Source organism: Wolbachia endosymbiont (group A) of Dendrolimus pini (assembly GCF_964026835.1).
Lineage (GTDB): Bacteria > Pseudomonadota > Alphaproteobacteria > Rickettsiales > Anaplasmataceae > Wolbachia > Wolbachia pipientis.
In genome coordinates this window covers 1,163,909-1,186,596 of record NZ_OZ034702.1, presented here as the reverse complement: position 1 = coordinate 1,186,596, position 22,688 = coordinate 1,163,909, and the positions used below count along the sequence as shown (strand labels likewise).

The following is a 22,688-nucleotide window of genomic DNA, read 5'->3' as shown; positions in this document are numbered from 1 at the left end:
ATAGTAATTACATTTGTCTTGCCTAGCGTTGTTGTATTTTTTCTTTTCCTGACAAAAAAAAATAATATGAGTTTCATGATGAACTCTATATTGAGTAAGTTTTTGAACGAATTTAATAGCAGTAGAAGTTGTACTGAAAATTACACTGGTGATAACATGTCCAAGGATGAAGCATTAAAGATACTGGGGCTGAATCCTGAGGCAAGTCAAAATGAAATCAATAAAGCATATCAAAATTTAATGAAATTAGTTCACCCAGATAAGGGAGGCTCGGAATATTTTGCGCAAAAGCTAAATGCGGCACGTGATAAATTGTTAAAAAAGTGATCTTAAAAAAAGTTTTCGTTTAACGAATTTCTTCCTTTGCTTTTTCTAAATACTCCAATATTGCTTCATGTAGTGCAGTCCATGTTATCTGTTCTTCCAGGGAAGGTATAAATTCTTGTCTCCAAGCATTCTTAAACTCCTGAAACCACTGTTTTTCAAAACCCTGAAATTCTAAAGAAATATCTACTTTAAAGCTATCAATTAAACTGGAAACTTCTGCAGCTTTAGAGCTATCTAGTGATTTTAAAGATAACACTCCACTCTTTAAAATCTCTAACTCTTCCAATACATTAAGCTTAAATGGTTTATAGAGTGAAGACCATATGCGATATCTTAAATAAGAATCATAGTATAACTTAATTTTGTACATTAAAGTGGTAGATGCATCAGGAGAAATGTTATTCTCATATTGTGCAAGAGAAGATAATAAATTCTCATAATCTACTTTGCTTAAACATGGTTGTAGAGTCGATTTAATTTTTTCACTAAAGGTTAGATAACTAGAAGAAATGCCATGACTATATTCACTAAAGAATTCAGGAAATATATCTGCTTGTTCTAGTTTAAGAGGTAGATCTTTTCTAATTTCTCTTGGTAAATTATGTATTGAAAACTGATAAATAACCCATACAAAATTCTCATCAAACTCATCTGAGTAATCAGCATTATTATCAGGAAAAATTACATTACCTTTCTTATCATTCCAAGGTTCTATCTTATAGAAAAATCTGTTCAGCCTTTGTTTTAATTTCAAAATACCTTCATTTCTATCACCTGCTTTATACAATGTTTTGCCCATTTTGTGTTTAGCATCTTTAGGGTTTATTCTATCACTTATGTGCAATCCAATTCCATTTTTCTCTAATAACTCCCAATCAAACAATTTGTGTGGATCTGGTTTACGCATTGTATAGCTAAGCTCTGGATCATGCACTATAGTTCCTATTTCAGAATGACTAAATATCATATCCCTTTTAATTTTAAAACGCTCCATAAGGTATAAAATCAGCTCTTTAACAGATCTCATTTGCTCTTCCGGAAAAGGCTCAAGTCCTGTGTTTACAATTTCAATACCTACAGAATAATTGTTAAGCTTCTGCAGCTCTTCAAGCTTGCTATTTATCTTAACTCTTGCATAACTAATACCAGCATGCCATGCTTCTTTCTCTAATGGAACCATTAAGGTAACGCTGCCGTCCCTATCGACAATAAGATGAACTGACAATCCTCTAGCATTCAGCATATCTTTTGTACCTTTTAATGTTGATGTTTCAGTATGGTGAACTATAACCATTAACACTTTTTCACCGGCCCTATCACCATAATTTAAAGCTGAAGCTGGATCTAAAAATAACAAATCCTGATCTTTCAATAATGGTAATTTTTCTTGTAAATCTTGAAAATCATTCTCGATACTGCTTGAACTGGATACTTGCCCAGATATGAGAAATGCTGAGACAGTAATCAGTAAAACTAATAAATATTTGTTGATTTTAGATAGTTGGATTTTCATACCATCTTCATAAACACTTTGTAGATAACTTTTCATTATATAGTTAGAGTAGTGTTGTTGAATAAATTTACAAGACAAAATCATACTAGTCCAGTAATAGTAACATGTCCAAAGATAAAGCATTTAAAATACTGGGATTAAATCCTGAGGTAAGTCAAAATGAAATCAATAAAGCATATCAAAATTTAATGAAATTAGTTCACCCAGATAAGGGAGGCTCGGAATATTTTGCACAAAAGTTAAACGCAGCACGTGACAGGTTGCTGAAGAGGTAATTAATATTGCTTTAAAGTTTTTATTTGTGCGTAAAGGATAAGTTGCTACAATAAAAAAATAAGATAAAAGTAGCAATGGACATGTGTTCAGAAAGGTTTAAGTTATGCAGGAAGATAACAAAAAAGAAGTAATAAAAGAAGAAAAAGGCATATTAGGGTGGATAGAATATAGACTGCCTATATTTTCTTTTCTAAAACACACCGCTTCTTATCAAGTACCAAAAAACTTAAATTATGCTTGGAACTTTGGCTCTTTGGCTGGTATAGCGCTAATTTTACAAATAATAACAGGTATATTTCTTGCTATGCACTACACTCCGCATGTTGATTATGCGTTTAATAGTGTAGAGCGCATAATGCGGGATGTGAATTACGGGTGGTTAATACGCTACACTCACGCTGTTGGAGCATCACTTTTCTTTATGGTAGTTTATATTCATATAATGCGTGGATTATATTACGGATCTTACAAGAGACCACGAGAGATGGTGTGGTTTGTTGGTATATTTATATTTTTTGCAATGATGGCAACTGCCTTTATGGGATATGTTCTTCCCTGGGGACAAATGAGTTTCTGGGGTGCAACAGTTATAACCAACTTATTTTCTGCTATACCTTTAGTTGGCAATAAAATAGTTATATGGTTATGGGGTGGTTTTTCCGTTGATAATCCAACTCTTAACCGTTTTTTCGCTCTGCATTATCTTCTGCCTTTTGTTATTATTGCTTTAGCTATGCTTCATGTGATAGCTCTGCATAGGTTTGGCTCTGGTAACCCAAGTGGAGTGGAGGTAAAATCAGATAAGGATACCATTCCTCTCTATCCTTATTATATAGTCAAGGATTGCATAACTTTTGGTCTATTTTTTGTAGTTTTGTTCGCATTTGTTTTCTATGCTCCTAATTATCTTGGACATCCAGACAATTATATAGAAGCTGACTCTATGGTCACTCCGGTACATATAGTGCCAGAGTGGTATTTTTTACCTTTTTATGCAATGCTACGTTCAATTCCAGATAAACTTACTGGTGTGCTTACCATGTTTGCATCTATTTTAGTGTGGTTTTTGTTACCTTGGCTTGATAGATCAAAAGTTAAAAGTGGTGCTTATCGCCCGGTATTCAAGAAATTTTTTTGGGTTTTTGCAATAAATTTTGCACTTCTTGCCTGGCTTGGAGGACAAGAGGTGAAAGAGCCTTACATCACTATGAGTAGGCTATCTACTCTTTATTACTTTGCATACTTTGTGATAGTTTTACCACTGCTTAGTAAGTATGAAAAGCCAAAAGAACCACCAAAAACCTTAAGTGATTCTGTGCCGGAGATGAGGTGATGTCAATTCAAAGCAGATCTCTTACAAAATTCTCTGTCATCCCAGAGCCCTCTTTTGTCATCCCAGTGCTTGACACTGGGATCCAGAAAAAAAATAAATGGATTCCAGCATCATGTACACAATTGTATGAACGTTGTATACAACACACAGTGTCATTCCACTATCTTCCGTTGTCATCCCAGTGCTTGACACTGGGATCCAGGTATAAAAATACTTACAAATCATGCAATGGACAACAGATTCTAGGAGTGCATGATAACCATAATGTCAGTGATGAAATAAGCTGGATTCCAGTGTCAGCTACTTGCATGACATCAATTCGAAATTTACTAAAACAGTGGTTATGCATGGGATCTAATGTATTTGCAATCTTCTGCATGTTATTTCTATCTAGTCTTATATCTGCAGAAGAATTTAAATCATCACCAAATAAGAAAATAGACTGGAAATTTGATGGAATTGTCGGATCTTTCGATAGAGAGTCAATTCAGCGTGGCTATAAAGTGTATAAAGAAGTCTGTGCTGCTTGTCATTCAATGAATAGGGTAGCATTTCGTAATTTGCAAGATGTCGGTTTTTCTGAAGAAGATGTAAAACAAATAGCAGCTTCTTATCAAGTTAAAGATGGTCCGAATGATTTGGGTGAAATGTTTGACAGACCTGGAGTACCTTCGGATTATTTTATTGCGCCTTTTGATACAAAAGAAGCAGCTGCAGCAAGCAACAATGGTGCAGTCCCACCAGACTTATCATTAATTATTAAAGCAAGGCATGATGGTGCAAATTATGTCTATTCATTGTTAACAGGCTATCAAAACGGCGAACACGATGAAAATGATTTATATTTTAATTCGTATTTTCCAACAGGCAGATTAGCTATGGCGCCACCACTTTCTGAAGGAATGGTGGAATATGATGGTGCAAGGCAAGCCACAGTTGAAAATATGGCGTATGATGTGATAAATTTTTTACAGTGGGCGGCAGAGCCAGAATTAGAGCACCGGCATAAGCTTGGATTAAAAGTAGTGGCGTATTTTATAATTTTAACAGTGTTTTTTGTATTAACTAACAACAAAGTTTGGAGCAAGCTCTATAAAAAGAAGTGATAGTCAATTTTGCCTCAAGCACAATGGTTGTCATCCAAGTAGCTAACACTGGTTCCTTTATGACGGTGTCATCCGAGTAGCTGACACTGGGATGGCTTTGTCGCATCATACCTTATACGGTAATAATTTACGATAAATTCATGTAGCCATTTCGAATTTAGCCATACCAATGTCAGTAAATTTATTAAGCAAATAGCACTTAATGAGCAGTTCTTTTTCACGATTTATAGCTCTTTTCATAGAAGTCCGGATGTGATAAGGATAGATAATGATAAGGAGGTTGAATGCCAGCAGCATATAGTTATGATTTAAGAAAAAAAGCAATGGAGGCGCTAGACGAAGGAGAAAGCAGAGAAGCAGTGGCAGCAAGATTTAAGATTGGACGAACTACTTTATGGGAGTGGCAGCACTGTAGGCTTGACCATAAATTATGTTAAGATAGAAAATGACTATTTTAGATAGAGCTTGATGTAATGCAGTGCGATACAAAATAACGGTAGAATATAATGGTAGTAGTTTCTCTGGTTGGCAAAAACAGCAACACTCTGCTAACTCAATCCAGGAGAAGATAGAAAATGCTATATTTAATTTTAGTGGTGAGAAAATTGCCTTGTACTGTGGTGGCAGGACTGATGCAGGGGTTCATGCTTTAGGACAAGTTGCTCATTTTGATATGGAAAAGGAATTTGAGCTTTATAGAATAAGAAACGCAATAAATTATCATTTAAAATCAATTCCTATAGTCGTGCTCAATGTAGAAGTTGTAGATGATGCGTTTCACGCACGGTTTTCAGCAAAAAAAAGATATTACGAATACAGAATAGTTAATCGCTATGCTCCTGCCGCTCTGGAGACAGGTTATGTATGGCAAGTGTTTAGTCCACTTGATGTAAATATTATGCGTGAAGCTGCTAAACATCTACTTGGAAAATATGACCTTTCAAGTTTCCGTTCAAAAGATTGTCACGCCGCAAATCCGATAAGAACAATTGATGATATCGATATAGTACAAAACGGGAATCATATACACATCAAAATATCTGCTATTTCCTTTTTACATAACCAAGTGAGGATTATTGCGGGTACTTTAGTTGAATTTGGAAAAAATAGAACCAATCCGCAAGAAATGCTAAATATATTAAACCAATGCAAAAGAAGTGCCGCTGGAGTTACTGCACCACCTTTTGGCTTATATTTGGTAAAGATAGATTACTAATTTAATAAAAGCTAGTGAAATAAGTGCCATACCGCCACGGTATCTCCAGATTCCGCTAACAAGCAGCGAGATGACGAGTTTAAGTTCTCATTGGCATTACTACATATAATGCACTTGAATCGTCTTCATCAGTGATAATTGTAGCACTATTACCATCGGCTAAGCTAAACTTACATTTATTTTTTATGCAGGATAGAACATCAAGTAAATAACGCGAGTTGAACCCTATTTCTATAGGGGCTTCATTGTAGTCCACTTCTATGGATTCAGTTGCATCACTGCACTCTTGGGAGTTTGAATGCAGAGTTAGCAGCTTTTCTTGTAGTGAGAATTTAATGGATTTTACTTTATCAGATACAACAACGGAAACTCGATCTATAACGTCTGAAAGTTTTTTACTTTCAATAATCATATGCTTATCTTGAGATGCTGGAATAACTGCTTTATAATTTGGAAAAGTTCCATCTATTAATTTTGATATTAGAATATATTCACCGCATGTAAACTTGATTTTTCTGTCTGAGAGTTTTACTTTAATTTCATTACAATCGTCCAATATTTTTAACAGCTCCATAACAGTTTTACGTGGAATGATCACACCAAATTCGCCATTGATGTTCCCAGGCTTTGGCCTCTTTATACATGATAAACGATGGCCATCAGTTGCAACGCAGTACAGAAATTGCTCATCTGTATGTAGATATATTCCATTTAAATTATACCTTGTATCATCTAGTGATACAGCAAATTTTGTTTTAGTTAATAAGTCTATCAGGTCTGTATTTAGTAGAGTAAAATCATGTTTATAATTGTCTTCTTCAAGAGCAGGAAAGCTGCTTGAAACTACATTCGGTAAAGAAAAGTTTGCATTTCCGCAAGACATCAATAATTTTCCTTGATTGTTTACTTCAAAATTGACATCCAAATCAGCGGGTAACTTCTTCACTATGTCATGTAAAGTATGCGCTGAAATTTTTACTTCTCCTTCTGTTAATACGGTTGCAGCAAGTGAGGCAAACATTGAAATGTCAAGATCAGTTGCCATTAATTTTATGCTGCCGTGTTGTGCTTTGATATTTATACACGCCAAAACATCTATTGCATTACGCCTTTCAACCACTCCACTTACTCTGGATAATGTATTTAAAAGACTTGTGCGGCTCACGCTAAAACGCATCTGCTCGCACACAGAATTTTGCTTTTTGATTTCTGTATCTACACCTGCAACCTCTGACATTGCTAACTCTCAAAAATATATTTTAAATGATATCCACATCCCATATAAAGTAAAGTGCTATTTATATTTCCATTGAAAGAGTAGTCTAGTTTATACTATAGCTGGGTATTCTGTTACAATAATTTACTTTGTATGGCATAAATCATGCATTTTTTGATACGCTTTTTGAAAACCAAGTAGGGAATAAGTATCATCAATGGTCACTGTTTTTGTTTTTCCATTAACTACCATTGATAATCCCTGCTTCATTTTTAGAATGAGATCTTGATCTATTTTTGTATGCTCTGCCCACGCAAAACTTCCCTGTATTATGGGCAGTGTATATTTAATTTTTTTGTCGATATTGAGAGCTACAGGCTCCTTATCATACTGAAAACCAGAGGTAACGCTTACCTCATCTGCTTTTTTATCAACATAACTAATCATTACATACGGCTTGCGATTGGTTGTATAATATTCGCTTTTTTTTTTAGGATAGGATACAATATAACATACTTTCTCTCCATCTTCCAATGCAGTATACACGAGCCAATCTTTATATTTTTCCTTCAATTGTACATCACTAACCGATGCAAAAGCGCCTATCGAAAAAAATATTAGAAATATAAAAAAACTACGCATGCAAACCAAATTTCAAACTTTCAGATTGTATATATCGTTTTACCTTAGCCATCGCCTGCTCAGCCAACTGCCTTATTCTTTCTCTTGAAACACAATACTTTTTACTAAGTTCATCCAGAGTTTGAATGTTTTCAGACAAATATCTACTGATAAAAATGTCTCTTGCCCTTTCGTTGAGGCTCGCTAGTGCATTGTTTAAAATTGTTTCTTTTAATTCTTTTTCTTCATGATTCTGATAGGTTACTTCTTGACTGACCAAGTTACATGGGATCATATCTTGTAACTCCCTTTTAGAGTCATCACCTATTTTTATGCAATCGTTTAGCGACTGATCCTTACAAGCCAAACGGTAATTCATTTGTATAACATCTCCTTCGGATACAGAAAGCTCATTAGATATTGCTTTTATTTCTTCATTATTTAAAGTTTCTCTGTTTGTATACTGTAAAATTCTTTTTTTTATTTTACGTAAACTAAAAAATAATCTTCTTTGTGCTTGCGTTGTGCCTATTTTCACAAATGACCAAGATTTCAATATAAAGTCTTTTATTGAAGCTTCAATCCACCACACTGCATAAGTTGAAAAACGAAACCCTAAATCAGGATTAAACTTTTTTACTGCATGCATTAAACCCATATTCCCTTCCATGACCAGGTCCATCAACAATAGTCCATAATTTTTGAATTTCATTGCAATTTTCACTACCAAATTCAAATGGCTGGTAATCAATTTATGAGCAGAAGAAATATCCTTGTATTGGTTCCAATTTTTTGCTAGTTGTACTTCTTCCTCTTGAGACAGCATGGGAAATTTTCGCACCCTAGCAATATATTGCATGAGATTGGTTCTGCTATCGACACATAAGCTTGCCATTGGGGTCAACATAACAACTTAAATTAAAACTTCATGCATATAATATATTGATTTTCCAGCAAAAATTCAAGCTTTGATTTGAAAAAAGTACAAATTTTCCATCTAATTTCTTGGAGACAGTAGGCCGCAGTGTTAGCTAATTGGATAACATTATGTAACTTTAGATGATATTCTACCAGTACAATGGTAAACGTTATAGCTTAAACACATAGCAAATAGTGTTATTCCAGTGCCTTGACACTGGAATCCACATTTCTTTTTTCTAGATCCCAGTGTCATGCTACTTGAATGACAAGAAAAAACCCACTGGGATAACAAGACTGAGATAGACTAAAAATTAAACGCTACTCCAGCTTCTGCACCAACAGTGCTGTAAAGGACTGTATGTCCTCCTTTGTCTTTCTCACCACCGCTTTTATCGAAATTAGCACCATAAGAACCGAAATAACGAGCTCCAGCATAAAGTTTGACTTCTGGAGTTACATCATAACTAACACCAGCTTTTACTTGACCAGCAAAACCAAATTTACTTTTTTGATCATTCACAGCGTCTTTCAAAGGAGTGCTAATATACGCTGCACCAACACCAACACCAACATATGGAGTGATAGGCATATCTTCAATTGCTATATCGTAATAAACGTTAACTAGCCCTGAAATTGCTGTTACACTGTCTGCAATAGTATCTGGCGTAAATCTTGCATCTGTAACATTATTTTTGTTTAGGTATGAATAAACTCCTTCAACATCAACCCTGATGTCGTCCATTTTGTAACCAAACGCACCACCACCAGCTAGAAAAGACGCTTTTAATGGACTGTAATCACTATTGTCTTTCTTATAGGTAATACCATCAACTTTTGTGAAAAGAGGTAAAATTTCACCGTTGTATTGCAAACGAATATAGTAACTAGTTTCTTCATCACTTATTGGACCAACAGGATCTGAAAAAGCAGAGTTTGATAAACTTAGCAACGTTGCTAAAGCGGCTGCTGAAAAAAACTTTTTATAATGCATAATTGTCCTCGTAAAAAAATTAAAATTCCACTTTAGCAGTCTAAGTAACAACTAAAGTTAAGTCAAGTGCTAACTTAATAACACAAAATATTCTACATTTTAACTAATTTTTAGGAGAAGACAAAGATTTTATTAATGAATAAATACGACTTTTGATTTTTTGGTATAGCTAACACAGGTAAGATTTACTATCGAAAGACCTCGTCATCTCGCTGCTTGTTAGCGGATGAGAAATCTACAACTGTACGAACATTGCAATTTGGGCCTACCAGGAGGGCAATGCCTCTTATCCAAGTACCATCTTCTTGTCATCCCAGTCTGGGATCCAGGAATTTTATTAAGTTGGTAAGCATAAAAGTAGCCGTTTTATGTTAAAACACAATGTTCTTGATGAGATTACGGCAAGGCTGGATTCCAGACTGGAATGACATCGTTTACTATGTGCCATATTGCAATGTTTGTACAGTTGTGGAATGAATCACGGTATGACGTAGGGCTATGCTAGTATAGGTACATTATATGAAGAAGTACTAGCGTTGGGAATATTAGAAAAAAAATACTTACACTAAAAGAAACTTCAGTAGTAAATTCAAAAAGGAAGTTTAAACCCAGATGGTAAACCCATCATACCTGCAAGATCAGAAGTTGCATTCGCCATATCTTCTTCTGCTTTTTTAACGGCATCATTAAACGCTGCTGTTACTAAATCCTCTACTATATCTTTTTCCTCATTTCTCATAAGTTCTAAGTCTATGTTCACCTTTTTAGCTTTATAGCTACCTATTTTTATGACTTCCACTAATACAGAAACTTTGCCACCACCAGAAATACCTTGAAACTCTTTTCCAACATATTTTTCTTGAGCTTCTGCAAGCTTTTTTTGCATCTCTTGCGCTTGTTTCATTATTTGACTAAAATCCACAACTTACTCCTTATTTTCTATATTAACTACTTTTGCACCTTTAAACGTGTCAAGGATATCCTTAACTGCAGGTGCATAATTTAAATTACTCACTTCCCTGTTTATATAACCTGTATCAACTGCAATAACCCACTCTTGCTGAGTTACCTGGTTTAAGTAATTTTTTAAATCATTGCAAAAATTACTATCCAACTTAGATACAGCTTTTAATTTTAAATATCCAGGTTTACAATCTATTAATTGTAGATTATTACACAGTTGTTTGTAAAGATAAATTTGGTTACTTCGCCTTAATAGTTGCAAAATCTTATCAAAATCGTAATTTTGTTGTTTATTTTCCACATGGATCCCAGTGTCACGCACTGGGATGACAGAGTGGGGTTGTTGTTTACTTTCCACATATTTTTTTGGATCCGAGTAGTCAGCTACTTGGATGACAGAGGGGGAAGGTGCAACAGGTCTGCCCTGTCTATTTCCTTGCTCTACATTCTGTGAAAGAACTTTTTTGATCACCTGTTCCGGAGAAGGCAGATCAGAAAGATAACAGAGGCTAATTAACATCATTTCAGCAGCAACATCGTTGCATGTTGAAGTTTTTATATCTTGAATACCTTTAAGCAACATCTTCCACAATCTCGAAAAAAATATTAAAGATCTCTTTATACTTAAATCTTTTATCCTATTCTTTTCATGCTCTGTAACTGCATTATCAATCTCTTTTGTAATCAAAAAACGGCATACTAACTGAATTGTTTGCAATAGACCTTCAAAAATACTAAGTGGGTTTGCTGTTTTTACCGCCTTGTCAAACACTGATAGAGCTTTCTGTAAATCACCTTCTAATATTGCCCCTAATAGATCGAATATAATATCTTTATCCACTAGGCCAAGTATGTCTGTCACATTTTTAGTGGATATTGCACCATCTTTGCTATATAGCACTGCTTGATTCATCAAAAACAAGGCGTTACGCATTGAATTTCCAGAGTGTCGTGCAATTAATTCTAATGCTCCCTTTTCAATGGAATAACTCTCTTTTTGTGCAACATCATTTAAACGTTCCACTATTTTAGCTACAGGAATGTTGTGTAAATCAAATCTTTGACAACGTGCAATAATAGTTATTGGTATCTTTTTTATTTCCGTAGTTGCTAAAATGAACTTTACACTAGATGGTGGCTCTTCTAGGGTTTTAAGTAATGCGTTAAATGCACTGCTAGATAGCATGTGTACTTCATCTATAATGTAGACTTTGAATTTAGAGCTTATAGGTGAATAGCAAATATCTCCCAGGATTACTTTAATATCGTCAATGCTAGTGTGACTTGCTGCATCGATTTCAATTACATCTGGATGGCTTGAATTTTTTATTGCTAGACAATTTTCACATGATCCGCAAGGTTCAAAAATTGGCCCCAGGGAACAATTCAAACATAAAGCTATTATCCTTGCAGTGGTGGTTTTACCAACTCCACTACTACCAGAGAGCAGTATAGATTGTGGGATTTTGTTTAAAATAAAAGCATTTTCTAATACACGCACTAATATATCTTGACCTACTAGATCTTTGAAGCTACTAGGACGATGTTTTAATGCTATATTCATAGCCTCGGATAAAACAAATAATGAAATAGGTATGCAACCCAAAAAGGTTCTGATATGGCTGCTTCATTTCTGATCTGACCAAATTACAGAGTTTTTGCCTGCATACCTTATAAAATATTATACTTTTTTTTTTATTTAGCAAGGTATATCCTATATTAGCTCTATAATTTGATATGTTAAATTTTTTACAGTGCTATTTTGAAGTAAATAAAAAGTTAGTTGTCATGCAAGTCACTACAAGATTGTCACTCCAATGTTTATTTATGTCATTTCAGCGCTTATTTATGTCATCCCAGTGCCTAGGCATACAGCTGTATGAATGTTGTGATATAAGAGCAATTTTTACCGAAAAGGATGTCATCCCAGTGCTTGACTACTTGGATCCAGAAAACTTAACTGTAAATGAGCGCACTAGGCAATTGTATAACAAGAACTGGATTCCAGTGTCAGCTACTTGCATGACACTACCTGCTACGCAAACTTCTGTGGACTACAAAGAAAGTTCGTACAGTTGTAGGTCAAGCCATAGAGTAACAAAAAAAGGATATTGGTATAACAAAAGAGGAACATTATGATTTTATATCATTTTCCTCTTTGTCCATTTTCACGAAAAGTTAGAGCTTTTCTAAAAGAAAAAAAATTAGGCTGTGATCTAGTGTATGAAAATCCGTGGGAAAAGCGGAATGAATTTATGGAGATCAATCCAACCGGGCAAGTACCAGTGTTAATAGATAATAACTTTGTAATAGCGGATAGTAATGCCATTTGTGAATATATAGAAGAGACTTACAATAGCGACGTCAAATTACTTGGTTCATCCACTATTATTAAGTCTAAAATACGCGCTCTAATCAATTGGTTCGATAACAAATTTTACAATGAAGTTACTAAGTATATTATGAATGAAAAAGTAATTACTAACCGCAGCCCTGACTCTAGATTTCTTCATGCAGCTCAGCATAACCTGCCTTGCCATATGGAATACATCGAACACTTAATTAACAAGAACGTTTGGCTTGCAACTGATAAGTTCACTTTAGCTGATATTACTTTAGCATCGCATATTTCCGTAATGGATTATGTAAGTAGTTTTCCATGGGAAAAAAGTAAAATTTTAAAAGAATGGTACTCCATTGTTAAATCAAAGCCTTGTTTTCGTGAGATATTATTAGAGAGGATTTCTGGTTTAATCCCTCCTAAACATTATGCTGACCTTGATTTTTAACTTATGTTAGCTTTAAAGCTACAGTCATTCCTTCATCAGTTGGAATCAATATAGAGAAATATTTTTTTTCATCTGATAATCTATTATTAAACTCCCTCATGGCATGCCATGATTTTTCTGATACTTCTTTTGGAGGCGATTCTAAAAATACTGTGTTAAACAGTAGAGTGTTATCTGCAACGATTAGCCCATCTTGTTTAATGTATGACTCTGCCCAATCTAAATACTTAGGATAACTACTTTTGTCAGCATCAATAAATATCATGTCAAATGGTGCTTTTGCTGATAATTCATTAATTTTTTCCAGTGCATCGCCTTCTATTAGAGTAATTTTATCACTTAGATTAAAAGCACTAAAATTTTTTTTTGCTATTCTTGAGTGTTGAGGATTATTTTCTATTGTATATATATGACCGTCTTTTAGTAGAGCTTTTGCCATGCAAATCGACGAGTAACCGTATAACGTGCCAATCTCAACAATACTTTTGATTTTTTGGATTTTTATAAATAAACTTAATAGCTTTCCTTCTTCAGGGCCAATTTGAATATGTTGCTTTTTTTCAAGAATACAATATTCTTCTATTTTTTTATATTCTTTTGCAAATAGATTTCTTATGTATGACAATTTTATACTAAAATTATTACGCATATATTATAAATTAGGGAGACTTAATTCATACACAATTTATAAATATAATAATATAGTTTAAAATAATAAAAACATTTATTTTAAGTTATTATTTCATAGTATAAAATTTTAAGTGACAAAAATTATTATATATCGTACTATAGTTAACTAGTATAATAAACAGTCGATTATTATGCTAGAATTAAAGGGATTGTTTATGCGCATTTCTCTTTTTAAAATATAATTTTTATAATCAATTAGAGGGGGTTATATGTCTTATACTATTGCTGGTGAAGTTGAAACGTTAAACAAAAAATCTAACAAGAATGAAGGGGTTATGTTACTACATAATCCAGCTTATCGTGAAAAGTATAAAGAACGTTTTGATGAAGCTCAGAGAAAAGTTATGGATATGGTTCAGTTTTATGATGGGACAATAGTATTAATAGAGAATAAAATCGCTATGTATTACTACACTTGGCACAGTAAAAAAAGAGAGTTTGAGCGTAAAAAACAACAAACAGTAGTGAAAAACAATGACTCAGCATAGAGTCTTTTATATGGTAAGCTACAGTGGTATTACTTCACTATAGCTTTTCCATATAATTTATCTATCACATTAGTGAAATATTTCAGCTCTTTATACCCTCCATGTTTAACTTTATTATGCTCTATATATGATTTATCATCGTTAAGCTTGATGAAAAATATTGGAGTGGCTGTGATACCAAGTTTATTAATTGCCAGTGATTTATCATTTACGATTTTATCCATTATTTTCTTATCATTAATGCATTGGTTAAATGCATCTTGCTTTAAGTTGCTTAGTGCAGCAATTCTTTGTAGTAAAGTCAAATCACTTAAATTGTAGTAATTCCACGAATCTATTGAGTTAAAAACAGCTTTGTTAAAATTAAAGTAGTCTTCTTGTTTTTCGTAGCAATGACTTAGCATTGCAGCCTTTAGCCCTCTGTAATCCAAAGGAAAATGACGAAATATATATAACATCTTACCTGTGTCTATATATTTCTCTTTAATTTTAGGAAAAACATTCCTATGAAAAAGAGAGCAGTGATAACAAGTTAATGAAGCATATTCTATCATTAGAATTGGTGCTTTTGGATCTCCTAATAATTTATCATTAGGTAATGGCGATAATAGCTCATTTGATGTTATTTCATTGGGTTTTTTTTGAATGTATTGGTTATCGGATAAATCTTGCTTAACAACTGCATAAGAATTAACACTTATGAAAATTAATAAAAACAATAGTCTAAAAATCATTACAATATAAACACTTAACTTACTAAAAAAAATTATACATTTATATTAATAATGTCAAGATAACTTTTGTTTAGCAAGGCTTTCAGCCCTATCTTTAAATGCAGCAATTATTTTACTTTGTGTATACTTATATACTGAGTTTAATAAAGTGGAAAATGAGTTGGACTTAAACTTAAACTCTATATAAAACTTTACCATAGTTTTATTTTCATCTATGGGAATGAATTGCCATTCATTGTATAGATGTTTAAATATTCCATTTGATGATACAGCTTTTATCCAACCTTCATTTGTTCCACTTGGAGAAAGAGAAGTAACTTCTGATGTATATCTACCTTTAATTCCATGAAAAGCTGCGAGGAGATCCACAACCATTTGGTTGTTAATTTTTTCTTTTATATAAACGGCTTTGCACCAAGGAACAAAATCAGGATACCTTTCAACATCAATTACAATTTGGAATACTTCATTAGGCAAACATAGGAAAACACCCTGTTCTTTGTATTGATGAAGCATAAATGTTAAACCAATCAAAATAGGATCCGTATCTACCGTCAGCCTTAGTAGATTCCTGAGACTAAAGTTAAGGTGGGCATCGCGTATCAATTTCAACGAAATTAACAGAGGCAATTCCCTTGACTAGAAATTATCGCTCGGGAAATTTAACTTAACTCATAACGCATAGAACAGACCCTTAATTAATTGTAGATGATTTATACAAGGTGTGTCTATAGATATATTAAAGCTAGCGATTATTATTTAATCTTTATTAAACTTTGCATTCTAAGTATCATAGCTAATAAATATATCTTATGAACATTACTAAAGTTTTAACTATCATTGTTTTTATTGTAATTTCTTCAAGTGCTTACACTAATTGTACAGATCACAAAATTTTTGTGCATACTATGAAGCAACAAGTGGATGGTATATCTACAAAGGAGAATAAAAAAAACCGGGAATGTGTGCAAAAAAAGCTTCAGGAGGTCATTCAAAACAATGTTAACCTCAAAGGAATATCGCAATTCGTCATAGGAAAACATTGGGCTTTAGTTAAACAAAAAGAAAAAGAAGATTTTTTAAGAGAGTATGAAGTGTATCTTACGCGTTTGTGCGTTAAAATTTTATATAAATACATGCATGATAGTGAAATGATCATAATGAGTACAAAAGCAGTTGACGATGAAACTTGCTTAATTGGTACAAGATTTTCTTACGGTGATGAAGAATTTACAAATATTGATTTTAAAGTTACTAAAAATAACAGTTCTTTCTTGATAAGTGATGTTGTAATGAGTGGAATAAGTATTGCTATTAATCAACGTTATCAATTTAGTGAAAAAATCGACACGCATGGCATAGCAAGCGTTATAGCTGAATTAAAATGCAATAACAATCCATGATATATATGCCTCATTGGCCTAAGCCACTTGGTAGCAGGCCGAATGATTTTTCTCTTGATCGCATAAAAGGCTTTCTTAGCAAACTAGATAACCCCGAGAAAAAAGTGCCTCCCGTAATTCATATAGCTGGAACTAATGGGAAAGGCTCAACACTAGCATTTATAAGATATATAATGCAAGCAGCAGGGTATAAGGTACACGCATACACTTCTCCACATTTAGTGAGTTTTAATGAGAGGATAGTGATAGCCGGCAGCTATATCGACGATAATGAATTATATAGCTTATTAGAAGAATGTCGTGCAGTAATTGCAGAACAACCTATCACTCTGTTTGAAGCTGCAACTATTGCAGCTTTTTTAGCTTTTTCTCGTCATAAAGCCGATATAACTTTAGTTGAAGTGGGTATGGGTGGAAGGCTTGATGCAACAAATGTTATAGATAATCCGATTTTAACAATAATTACTTCCATTGCACTTGATCATACGGAATATCTTGGCCCTACTGTAGAAATTATAGCAGGTGAAAAGGCTGGAATAATGAAACCTAATGTTCCTTGCGTAATAGCACCGCAAGAAAAATCTATAGTGAACACGCTAGAACACCACGCAATAAATAAGAAATCTCCCTTGTATAGAGGAGGTCTTGAATGGAATTGCAAAAAAAAGAACAACAAAATGGTTTTTCAATCAGCTATTCAATCAATAGAATTTCCTTTGCCATCTTTAAAGGGTGATCATCAGGTGATTAATGCAGGCAATGCTATTGCAGCATGTAGTATTTTAAGTGGAAAGTATGAATTTGATATTGGAGAAGAGGATATCACTTCAGGTTTACAGTGCACTTATTGGCCTGCACGGCTAGAGTCTATAAAAGAAGGTAATTTAATTTTCCTACTACCGAAAGATTGGCAATTATTTTTAGATGGTGCACACAATAATGATGGTGCTAGAGTACTATCTCAGTGGGTAAAAGATAATTTTGCTGAAGGTATTTATATGGTTTTTGGTGTTACTAGTAACAGAAATGTGGAAGAGTTCTTAGAGCACTTAAAGCCATATATCAAGCTACTATGTGCGGTTTGTGTTAAGTTTGAACCTAAAGCAACAAATACAAATTTGATTAGGGAAAAAGCCAATAACATAGGAATAAAAGCAGTTGAATGTGAATCAATTGGCGATGCAATATCAAATCACATATTAAAAGCCTCTACCCAAAACGTCAAAACCATACTAATCTGTGGCTCATTGTTCCTAGCTAGAGACTTCGCTATGGAGAATAGCTAACTTTGATGATATTATAGCATTTCTCATAATAGTCCGAACAGGTCATAGGAAGGCAGAATCAACAGCACGACGAAAGGATTCGAATAGAGGAATGTTTTTCCTGGCTCTGTTTTTTATAGCAAACCAATGATGCTCAATTTTGTTGAAATCTGGAGAATAAGGCGGCAGATACAAAATTTCTGCACCAACCCCTTTAGCAAGCTCGATAATCTTATCAGACTTATGAAAAGTAGCATTGTCAAGAATGACAGTCTGTCCAGGTTCCAAGATCGGTGTCAAAAATTGCTCAAACCATCCATTAAAAACATCCATATTACAGTGGCCTTCAAAGGTTAACGGAACAACTATCTTTCTTCCACTTAAGGCTGCAACCATACTGATTCGTTGAGTTTTCTTTCCAGATTTTAAGGCATAAAACCGCTGTCCTTTCTGGCAATATCCGTAGGGGTAGTCTTCGGTGTTATCAATGCCAGACTCATCTATATACACTAAGTTTTTAGGTTCTTTTGTCGCTATAATTTTCAAAAATTCAGCACGTTTTTCTTCGTTTCTTTCCTTGTATCCATATGTCTTTTTTTGCGCGTAAATCCAATTTTTTTAAGGGCTCGATAGATCGTTTGGATACTAACGTTGTTCCAAAGTTTAGCCATTTCCGATAGAGTCTTTCCTCCGTGTTCTCTGGCAAATTTGGCAAAGGTATCCCAGTCGGTAATTTTGTGATTGTAACCCCCATTTCCAAGTTTTTTTGATTGAAAGTCTCCTGTTTCTTTTCTTCTTTGCTGCCACTCCCATAAAGTAGTTCGTCCAATCTTAAATCTTGCTGCCACTGTTTCTCTGCTTTCTCCTTCGTCTAGCGCTTCCATTGCTTTTTTTCTTAAATCATAACTATATGCTGCTGGCATTCAACCTCCTTATCATCATCTACCCTTATCCTATCACATCCGGACTTTTATGGAAAGAGCTATAACTGACCGATGGGGAAATAACTTTGATTGCTCATAGTACTGCTTGGCTTTTCGTTATCGACTTCTATAAACTGATCATCACCTTTAAATTGCTCCTCAATTGAATTTATAGCTGTCTTTTTGAGAATATAATTACTTGCAGCATTTAAAATAGGTGAAGTAACAATTAAAAGCGTGAATGGTAATGAAAGTAATAAGCCGGATAACATCATAGAGTTAGTTATACCAAAGCCGTTGGCAACTAAATCTAATCCCACACCGAAAAACATTAAAGATGTACAGATTGTGTTGCTCAAAATAACTGAATTTTTTAGCCACTTTAATTTAGTCCTATCACTCTTTGAAAAATTTTCGCATTCTTGGTCAAAGTTAAACAATAATAAAATATTAGTCTGATGATTAAACTCTTTCCCATTTCTAGTATAAATGCTCTTAACAGCTAGACTCAAAATAGATCCTGCTAACAAGGGAGCAAGAAAACCTACTGCTATTGGTACATTAGAAGAAATTGTAAGTTAAAAACGTGATATAAAAGAGATAAGAGAGAAAGATAACCCTGCTCACTAGGAATAGCGGGCGTGCGCGACCGAAAGGAAATTGGTATTACAACCGTTGGTATCAAGGTACGCTAGCCCTATCTCTCGATACGTTTGAATAGTTGCTTGGGACATATATATGCACCCGTTTACAATCTTAAATTAACTAAAACTATCGAGGTTTATTATGGTTACATCTTATCAAAATTTTATTGGCATTGACATCGGAAAATTTAAAAATGTCGTTGCAATTCACAAACAGAAGAATGCTGTCGAATTTGATAATAATGCTTCTGGTTGGCAACAATTATTTCAAGAGTTTTCAGATATTCTACCTAATGCTTTAGTGACTTTAGAAAATACAGGGAAATATGAGCTTGGCTTATCACATTTTCTTACCGACAAAAATATTGCCGTGCATCGAGCTAATACTCGTAAAGTAAAAAGCTTTATTTTATCTCACGGAACTTTAGCAAAGTCTGATAGATCAGATGCAAGAGCTCTTGCTCAATATGGATTTGAACGCCATAGAACTATCTCTCTATTTGTACCTACCTCTACAGAACAATCAACTTTGGCTGCACTTTGTCAACGTCGTGATGATATTACGCAAATGAGAACTCAAGAAAAATGCAGACTTGAAGCACCGGAAAATGATCATATAAAAGAAAGCTGTCAAAAGACCATTGAGTTTTTCGATAGTCAAATAAACGAACTCAATGATACTATACAAAAGATTATTGATGAAAGCCGCGAATTACAACAACGCCAAAAAATTCTTAAAACAGTTCCTGGAATAGGTAAAAAGTTATCACAAGATTTTTTGTGTTTAATGCCAGAGCTTGGTTACTTAAATAGAAAAGAAGTAGCAAGTCTTGCCGGAGTTGCACCGCATCCAAAAGAAAGTGGTAAAGCTGTTGGTTACCGAAGGATTACAGGTGGTAGAAGTAACGTTCGTTCAAAGCTCTTTACAGCCGCTATGGCTGCTACAAGGTCGAAATCTATACTTGGCGCCTTTTATTCTAAGCTTGTTGAAAGTGGTAAGAAGAAGATGGTGGCTATAACAGCCCTAATGCGTAAAATTATAGTAATTGCTAATACAAGACTTAAAGAAGCAATTAATTTGCATACTTAAAAATCTTCACAACGGTAACTGAAATTGGCTAATGAATATGTGCGTCCACACAGACTTAAAGCACATATTCATTAGCTTAAGCAGAAATTGCTGTGGTAGCTGTTTGATATAAAATTCTATTTCTATGACAAACGGGTTTTTATTGCCCATATAATTTGCAAAATTACACAAATAAAAAAATTTTTAAAAAACATAGTTGATAGCACTGACAGAAAATATCGTGGCTATGAGCAAACGAGAAAATTGCACGTAATGTTGAATATAAACAACAAAAAAGCCATAGCTGTAAAATACAGTAACGGTGTCTACTCTGATCACTATGGAGCTTGTGATTTGCTAAAAGAAGTTGATTTTCAGCATGCCATAAAAGCACTATATGCAGATAGAGCATGTGATAGGCACAAGTTTTATAAGTTGTGTAACGAATATGATATAAAGACAAAAATTCCACCAATAAACAATGCGGCAGAACATCCAGAAATAGATTATATGTCTGACAGGAATGCTGCTATTAGGTTAATAAAATTATACGGTGAAGATGGCATGAAAGAATGGAAAAAAGAAGTAAATTATGGGAAAAGATCTTATATTGAAGGGTTTTTCTCAAGATTAAAGCAAATATTCGGATTTAGTTTTAGGAATAAATCTGAGATAAATCGAGAAAAAGAACTGCTAATCAAATGCTATTTGCTTAATAAATTCACTGATATTGGTATGGCTAAATTTGAGATAGTTACATGAATTTACCATAAATCACCATCTCATAAAGTGTGATGCAACAAAGCCATCCCAGTGTCTGGGCACTGGGATGACAAGAAGAGAGCACTGGAATGACAGGAGAAGGAGGGCTACTACCGTCATAAAGGAACCAGTGTCAGTTACTCGGATGATACCTTTTTCTACTTAATTTGGGTTATGCAAGAAGTCTATTCGCGGTATAGATTCCGCTAACAAGTAGCGGGATGACGGTTGTCGGTAAATCTAAGTCAGTTTAGCTATATGCTTTTAATTCCCCCAAAAGGAGAATTAAATATGTGAAGTTCTAGTTGATATGACTTAATGAATGGTTAGTTTAAATTACTAATTTATTTAAGAGATTTTGATAATATTTAACCCACTCGCTTTTCTATTTTCCATATCACGATGTGCTTGAATTATTTCATCAAATTTATATTTTTTATTGATCCGTACAGTTAAAAGTTTTTTTCTTATCATCTCAAAGATTTCCATTGTGGTAAGCACTAATGTGAATCTATCATGCTTATAATGGTATATTGAGGTTCCAGTTGCAAATAACGAACGTGAACTAAGTAAAGAAAAACTAATAGGAGCGTTACCTGATATCTGCCCATAGGAAACGTATATGCCGAACCTGCCTAAAGATTCAAAAGAGAGCTTGCTTGTAGCGTAACCTATGGGGTCATATACTGCACCTACTCCTCTGTTTTGCGTAATCTCCATAATTTTAGAAACGAAGTCTTTATCATTGTAGTTTATTGCGTATGTGCAGCCACTTTGTAAAGCTATCTTCATTTTTTCATCAGAGCTTACAGAACCTATCACTACACCTTTTTTATCCTTTGCCCATTGGCATATTATTTGTCCTAAGCCACCATTAGCCCCATGAACTAGCACGAAAGCACCAGGCCTGATTTTATAAGATTGATTAACTAAATAGTGAGCTGTCATACCTTTAAACAGCACTGCAGCAGCAACTTCATCAGATATGTCATCTGGAATTTTTATCAGATATTTCTGGTGTATAATGCGCTTTTCACAATATGCCCCTGGAGGAGCTGTGCAATATCCAACTCTATCTCCGACCTTCAACCCATCACTGATTTTTTTACCAAGCTTTTCAATAACTCCCACTGCTTCCACTCCAAGCACTGATGGTAAATTTTTAATTTTGCGTGTACCTTTTCTGTGCTCTAAATCATAACGATTTAAGCCGATAGTTGTGTGACGCACTAAGACTTCCTCGCCTTTTGGCTCACCTATACTCTTATCTACAAATTCTAATACTTCTGGTCCCCCAGTTTTTTTTATTTGTATAGCTCTAACCATGATGAATGTAAGATAAAAACTTTGATTATGTTATCTAACAATTAATATTTTGCAAAATGTTATTTAGAGTTTATATACTACATAAGTGTATATTAATAGTTTTAAGGTATAA

At 34.0% G+C, this 22,688-nt stretch carries 24 protein-coding genes, 2 other RNA genes and 2 pseudogenes; 13 read left to right on the top strand and 15 right to left on the bottom strand.

Going from position 1 to position 22,688, the window contains the following annotated elements; translation table 11 throughout:
• Positions 1–78: 78 nt before the first annotated feature.
• Positions 79–327 (top strand): J domain-containing protein, encoded by a 249-nt coding sequence (locus AAGD66_RS05915; RefSeq protein ID WP_264339529.1) that lies wholly within the window; start codon positions 79–81, stop codon positions 325–327.
• A 19-nt stretch (positions 328–346) separates the two neighbouring features.
• On the opposite strand, the gene AAGD66_RS05910 is transcribed toward AAGD66_RS05915, so the two are convergent.
• Positions 347–1,876, bottom strand: coding sequence for an N-acetylmuramoyl-L-alanine amidase (locus AAGD66_RS05910; protein ID WP_265041081.1), 1,530 nt, complete (start codon positions 1,874–1,876; stop codon positions 347–349).
• A gap of 68 nt (positions 1,877–1,944) precedes the next feature.
• Here AAGD66_RS05910 and AAGD66_RS05905 point away from each other — a divergent pair, with 68 nt between their 5' ends.
• From AAGD66_RS05905 to truA, 5 genes and pseudogenes are all read left to right on the top strand, one after another.
• Positions 1,945–2,115 (top strand): DnaJ domain-containing protein, encoded by a 171-nt coding sequence (locus AAGD66_RS05905; RefSeq protein ID WP_264723951.1) that lies wholly within the window; start codon positions 1,945–1,947, stop codon positions 2,113–2,115.
• Positions 2,116–2,219: 104 nt separating this feature from the next.
• Positions 2,220–3,449 carry a cytochrome b gene (locus AAGD66_RS05900; protein ID WP_264723950.1) on the top strand — a complete coding sequence of 410 codons (1,230 nt, stop codon included), beginning with the start codon at positions 2,220–2,222 and terminating at the stop codon, positions 3,447–3,449.
• Between the two features lie 347 nt (positions 3,450–3,796).
• The gene (locus tag AAGD66_RS05895) at positions 3,797–4,555 is read left to right on the top strand and encodes a cytochrome c1 (protein ID WP_341814563.1); all 759 of its coding nucleotides are present in this window, start codon (positions 3,797–3,799) and stop codon (positions 4,553–4,555) included.
• A 284-nt stretch (positions 4,556–4,839) separates the two neighbouring features.
• Positions 4,840–4,962: pseudogene (locus AAGD66_RS05890) on the top strand (IS630 transposase-related protein); the annotation flags it as partial.
• Between the two features lie 71 nt (positions 4,963–5,033).
• On the top strand, positions 5,034–5,771 hold the full coding sequence (gene truA / locus AAGD66_RS05885; RefSeq protein WP_264723949.1) for a tRNA pseudouridine(38-40) synthase TruA: 738 nt from the start codon (positions 5,034–5,036) through the stop codon (positions 5,769–5,771).
• A gap of 79 nt (positions 5,772–5,850) precedes the next feature.
• On the opposite strand, the gene dnaN is transcribed toward truA, so the two are convergent.
• The 7 genes from dnaN to ffs form a co-directional block, all read right to left on the bottom strand.
• Complete coding sequence (gene dnaN / locus AAGD66_RS05880) at positions 5,851–7,008, bottom strand: DNA polymerase III subunit beta (protein WP_038199350.1); 1,158 nt, start codon at positions 7,006–7,008, stop codon at positions 5,851–5,853.
• Between the two features lie 123 nt (positions 7,009–7,131).
• Positions 7,132–7,629 carry an invasion associated locus B family protein gene (locus AAGD66_RS05875; protein ID WP_264723947.1) on the bottom strand — a complete coding sequence of 166 codons (498 nt, stop codon included), beginning with the start codon at positions 7,627–7,629 and terminating at the stop codon, positions 7,132–7,134.
• Positions 7,622–8,515: an RNA polymerase factor sigma-32 gene (locus AAGD66_RS05870; protein WP_264723946.1), complete on the bottom strand. Its 894-nt coding sequence runs from the start codon at positions 8,513–8,515 to the stop codon at positions 7,622–7,624. Before AAGD66_RS05870 ends, AAGD66_RS05875 begins: the two co-directional genes overlap by 8 nt.
• Positions 8,516–8,833: 318 nt before the next feature.
• Entirely contained in the window at positions 8,834–9,520 is a 687-nt protein-coding gene (locus AAGD66_RS05865) for an acyloxyacyl hydrolase (protein ID WP_265024501.1), read from the bottom strand.
• 589 nt (positions 9,521–10,109) lie between these two features.
• On the bottom strand, positions 10,110–10,442 hold the full coding sequence (locus AAGD66_RS05860; protein ID WP_010963017.1) for a YbaB/EbfC family nucleoid-associated protein: 333 nt from the start codon (positions 10,440–10,442) through the stop codon (positions 10,110–10,112).
• Positions 10,443–10,445: 3 nt separating this feature from the next.
• On the bottom strand, positions 10,446–12,047 hold the full coding sequence (gene dnaX / locus AAGD66_RS05855; RefSeq protein ID WP_012673353.1) for a DNA polymerase III subunit gamma/tau: 1,602 nt from the start codon (positions 12,045–12,047) through the stop codon (positions 10,446–10,448).
• 21 nt (positions 12,048–12,068) lie between these two features.
• An RNA gene (ffs, locus tag AAGD66_RS05850) (signal recognition particle sRNA small type) lies at positions 12,069–12,158 on the bottom strand.
• Positions 12,159–12,394: 236 nt separating this feature from the next.
• Here ffs and AAGD66_RS07045 point away from each other — a divergent pair.
• Both AAGD66_RS07045 and AAGD66_RS05840 read left to right on the top strand, forming a co-directional pair.
• Positions 12,395–12,511 (top strand): annotated as a pseudogene (locus AAGD66_RS07045) (WPE palindromic element domain-containing protein); the annotation flags it as partial.
• A gap of 107 nt (positions 12,512–12,618) precedes the next feature.
• Positions 12,619–13,272, top strand: a complete 654-nt coding sequence (locus AAGD66_RS05840; RefSeq protein ID WP_065094500.1) for a glutathione S-transferase family protein — start codon at positions 12,619–12,621, stop codon at positions 13,270–13,272.
• Between the two features lies 1 nt (position 13,273).
• On the opposite strand, the gene AAGD66_RS05835 is transcribed toward AAGD66_RS05840, so the two are convergent.
• Positions 13,274–13,921 carry an O-methyltransferase gene (locus AAGD66_RS05835; RefSeq protein WP_010081993.1) on the bottom strand — a complete coding sequence of 216 codons (648 nt, stop codon included), beginning with the start codon at positions 13,919–13,921 and terminating at the stop codon, positions 13,274–13,276.
• Between the two features lie 250 nt (positions 13,922–14,171).
• Between AAGD66_RS05835 and AAGD66_RS05830 the strand changes: the two genes are divergently transcribed.
• Positions 14,172–14,450 (top strand): DUF2671 domain-containing protein, encoded by a 279-nt coding sequence (locus AAGD66_RS05830; protein WP_006279425.1) that lies wholly within the window; start codon positions 14,172–14,174, stop codon positions 14,448–14,450.
• Between the two features lie 29 nt (positions 14,451–14,479).
• On the opposite strand, the gene AAGD66_RS05825 is transcribed toward AAGD66_RS05830, so the two are convergent.
• From AAGD66_RS05825 to ssrS, 3 genes are all read right to left on the bottom strand, one after another.
• The gene (locus AAGD66_RS05825) at positions 14,480–15,184 is read right to left on the bottom strand and encodes a DsbA family protein (protein ID WP_038199341.1); all 705 of its coding nucleotides are present in this window, start codon (positions 15,182–15,184) and stop codon (positions 14,480–14,482) included.
• A 54-nt stretch (positions 15,185–15,238) separates the two neighbouring features.
• Complete coding sequence (locus AAGD66_RS05820) at positions 15,239–15,700, bottom strand: type II toxin-antitoxin system RatA family toxin (RefSeq protein ID WP_010963012.1); 462 nt, start codon at positions 15,698–15,700, stop codon at positions 15,239–15,241.
• A 19-nt stretch (positions 15,701–15,719) separates the two neighbouring features.
• Positions 15,720–15,880: non-coding RNA, 6S RNA (gene ssrS, locus AAGD66_RS05815), on the bottom strand.
• Positions 15,881–15,996: 116 nt separating this feature from the next.
• Between ssrS and AAGD66_RS05810 the strand changes: the two genes are divergently transcribed.
• Together AAGD66_RS05810 and AAGD66_RS05805 are read left to right on the top strand one after the other, a co-directional pair.
• Positions 15,997–16,587 (top strand): phospholipid-binding protein MlaC, encoded by a 591-nt coding sequence (locus tag AAGD66_RS05810; protein ID WP_010963011.1) that lies wholly within the window; start codon positions 15,997–15,999, stop codon positions 16,585–16,587.
• Entirely contained in the window at positions 16,584–17,873 is a 1,290-nt protein-coding gene (locus AAGD66_RS05805; protein WP_264723944.1) for a bifunctional folylpolyglutamate synthase/dihydrofolate synthase, read from the top strand. The genes AAGD66_RS05810 and AAGD66_RS05805 overlap by 4 nt, the downstream gene beginning before the upstream one ends.
• Before the next feature lie 42 nt (positions 17,874–17,915).
• On the opposite strand, the gene AAGD66_RS05800 is transcribed toward AAGD66_RS05805, so the two are convergent.
• Together AAGD66_RS05800 and AAGD66_RS05795 are read right to left on the bottom strand one after the other, a co-directional pair.
• A protein-coding gene (locus tag AAGD66_RS05800; protein ID WP_264705388.1) for an IS630 family transposase occupies positions 17,916–18,775 on the bottom strand; the annotation gives its coding sequence in 2 pieces (ribosomal slippage) (positions 17,916–18,451 and positions 18,451–18,775; 861 coding nt in all).
• Positions 18,776–18,834: 59 nt separating this feature from the next.
• Entirely contained in the window at positions 18,835–19,305 is a 471-nt protein-coding gene (locus AAGD66_RS05795) for a hypothetical protein (protein ID WP_264723165.1), read from the bottom strand.
• 256 nt (positions 19,306–19,561) lie between these two features.
• On the opposite strand from AAGD66_RS05795, the gene AAGD66_RS05790 reads away from it, so the two are divergent.
• Positions 19,562–20,509, top strand: a complete 948-nt coding sequence (locus AAGD66_RS05790) for an IS110 family transposase (RefSeq protein ID WP_209472550.1) — start codon at positions 19,562–19,564, stop codon at positions 20,507–20,509.
• A gap of 252 nt (positions 20,510–20,761) precedes the next feature.
• Positions 20,762–21,250 (top strand): transposase, encoded by a 489-nt coding sequence (locus AAGD66_RS05785; RefSeq protein WP_151807721.1) that lies wholly within the window; start codon positions 20,762–20,764, stop codon positions 21,248–21,250.
• Positions 21,251–21,598: 348 nt separating this feature from the next.
• On the opposite strand, the gene AAGD66_RS05780 is transcribed toward AAGD66_RS05785, so the two are convergent.
• Complete coding sequence (locus AAGD66_RS05780) at positions 21,599–22,576, bottom strand: quinone oxidoreductase family protein (protein ID WP_264723920.1); 978 nt, start codon at positions 22,574–22,576, stop codon at positions 21,599–21,601.
• Positions 22,577–22,688: the final 112 nt, after the last annotated feature.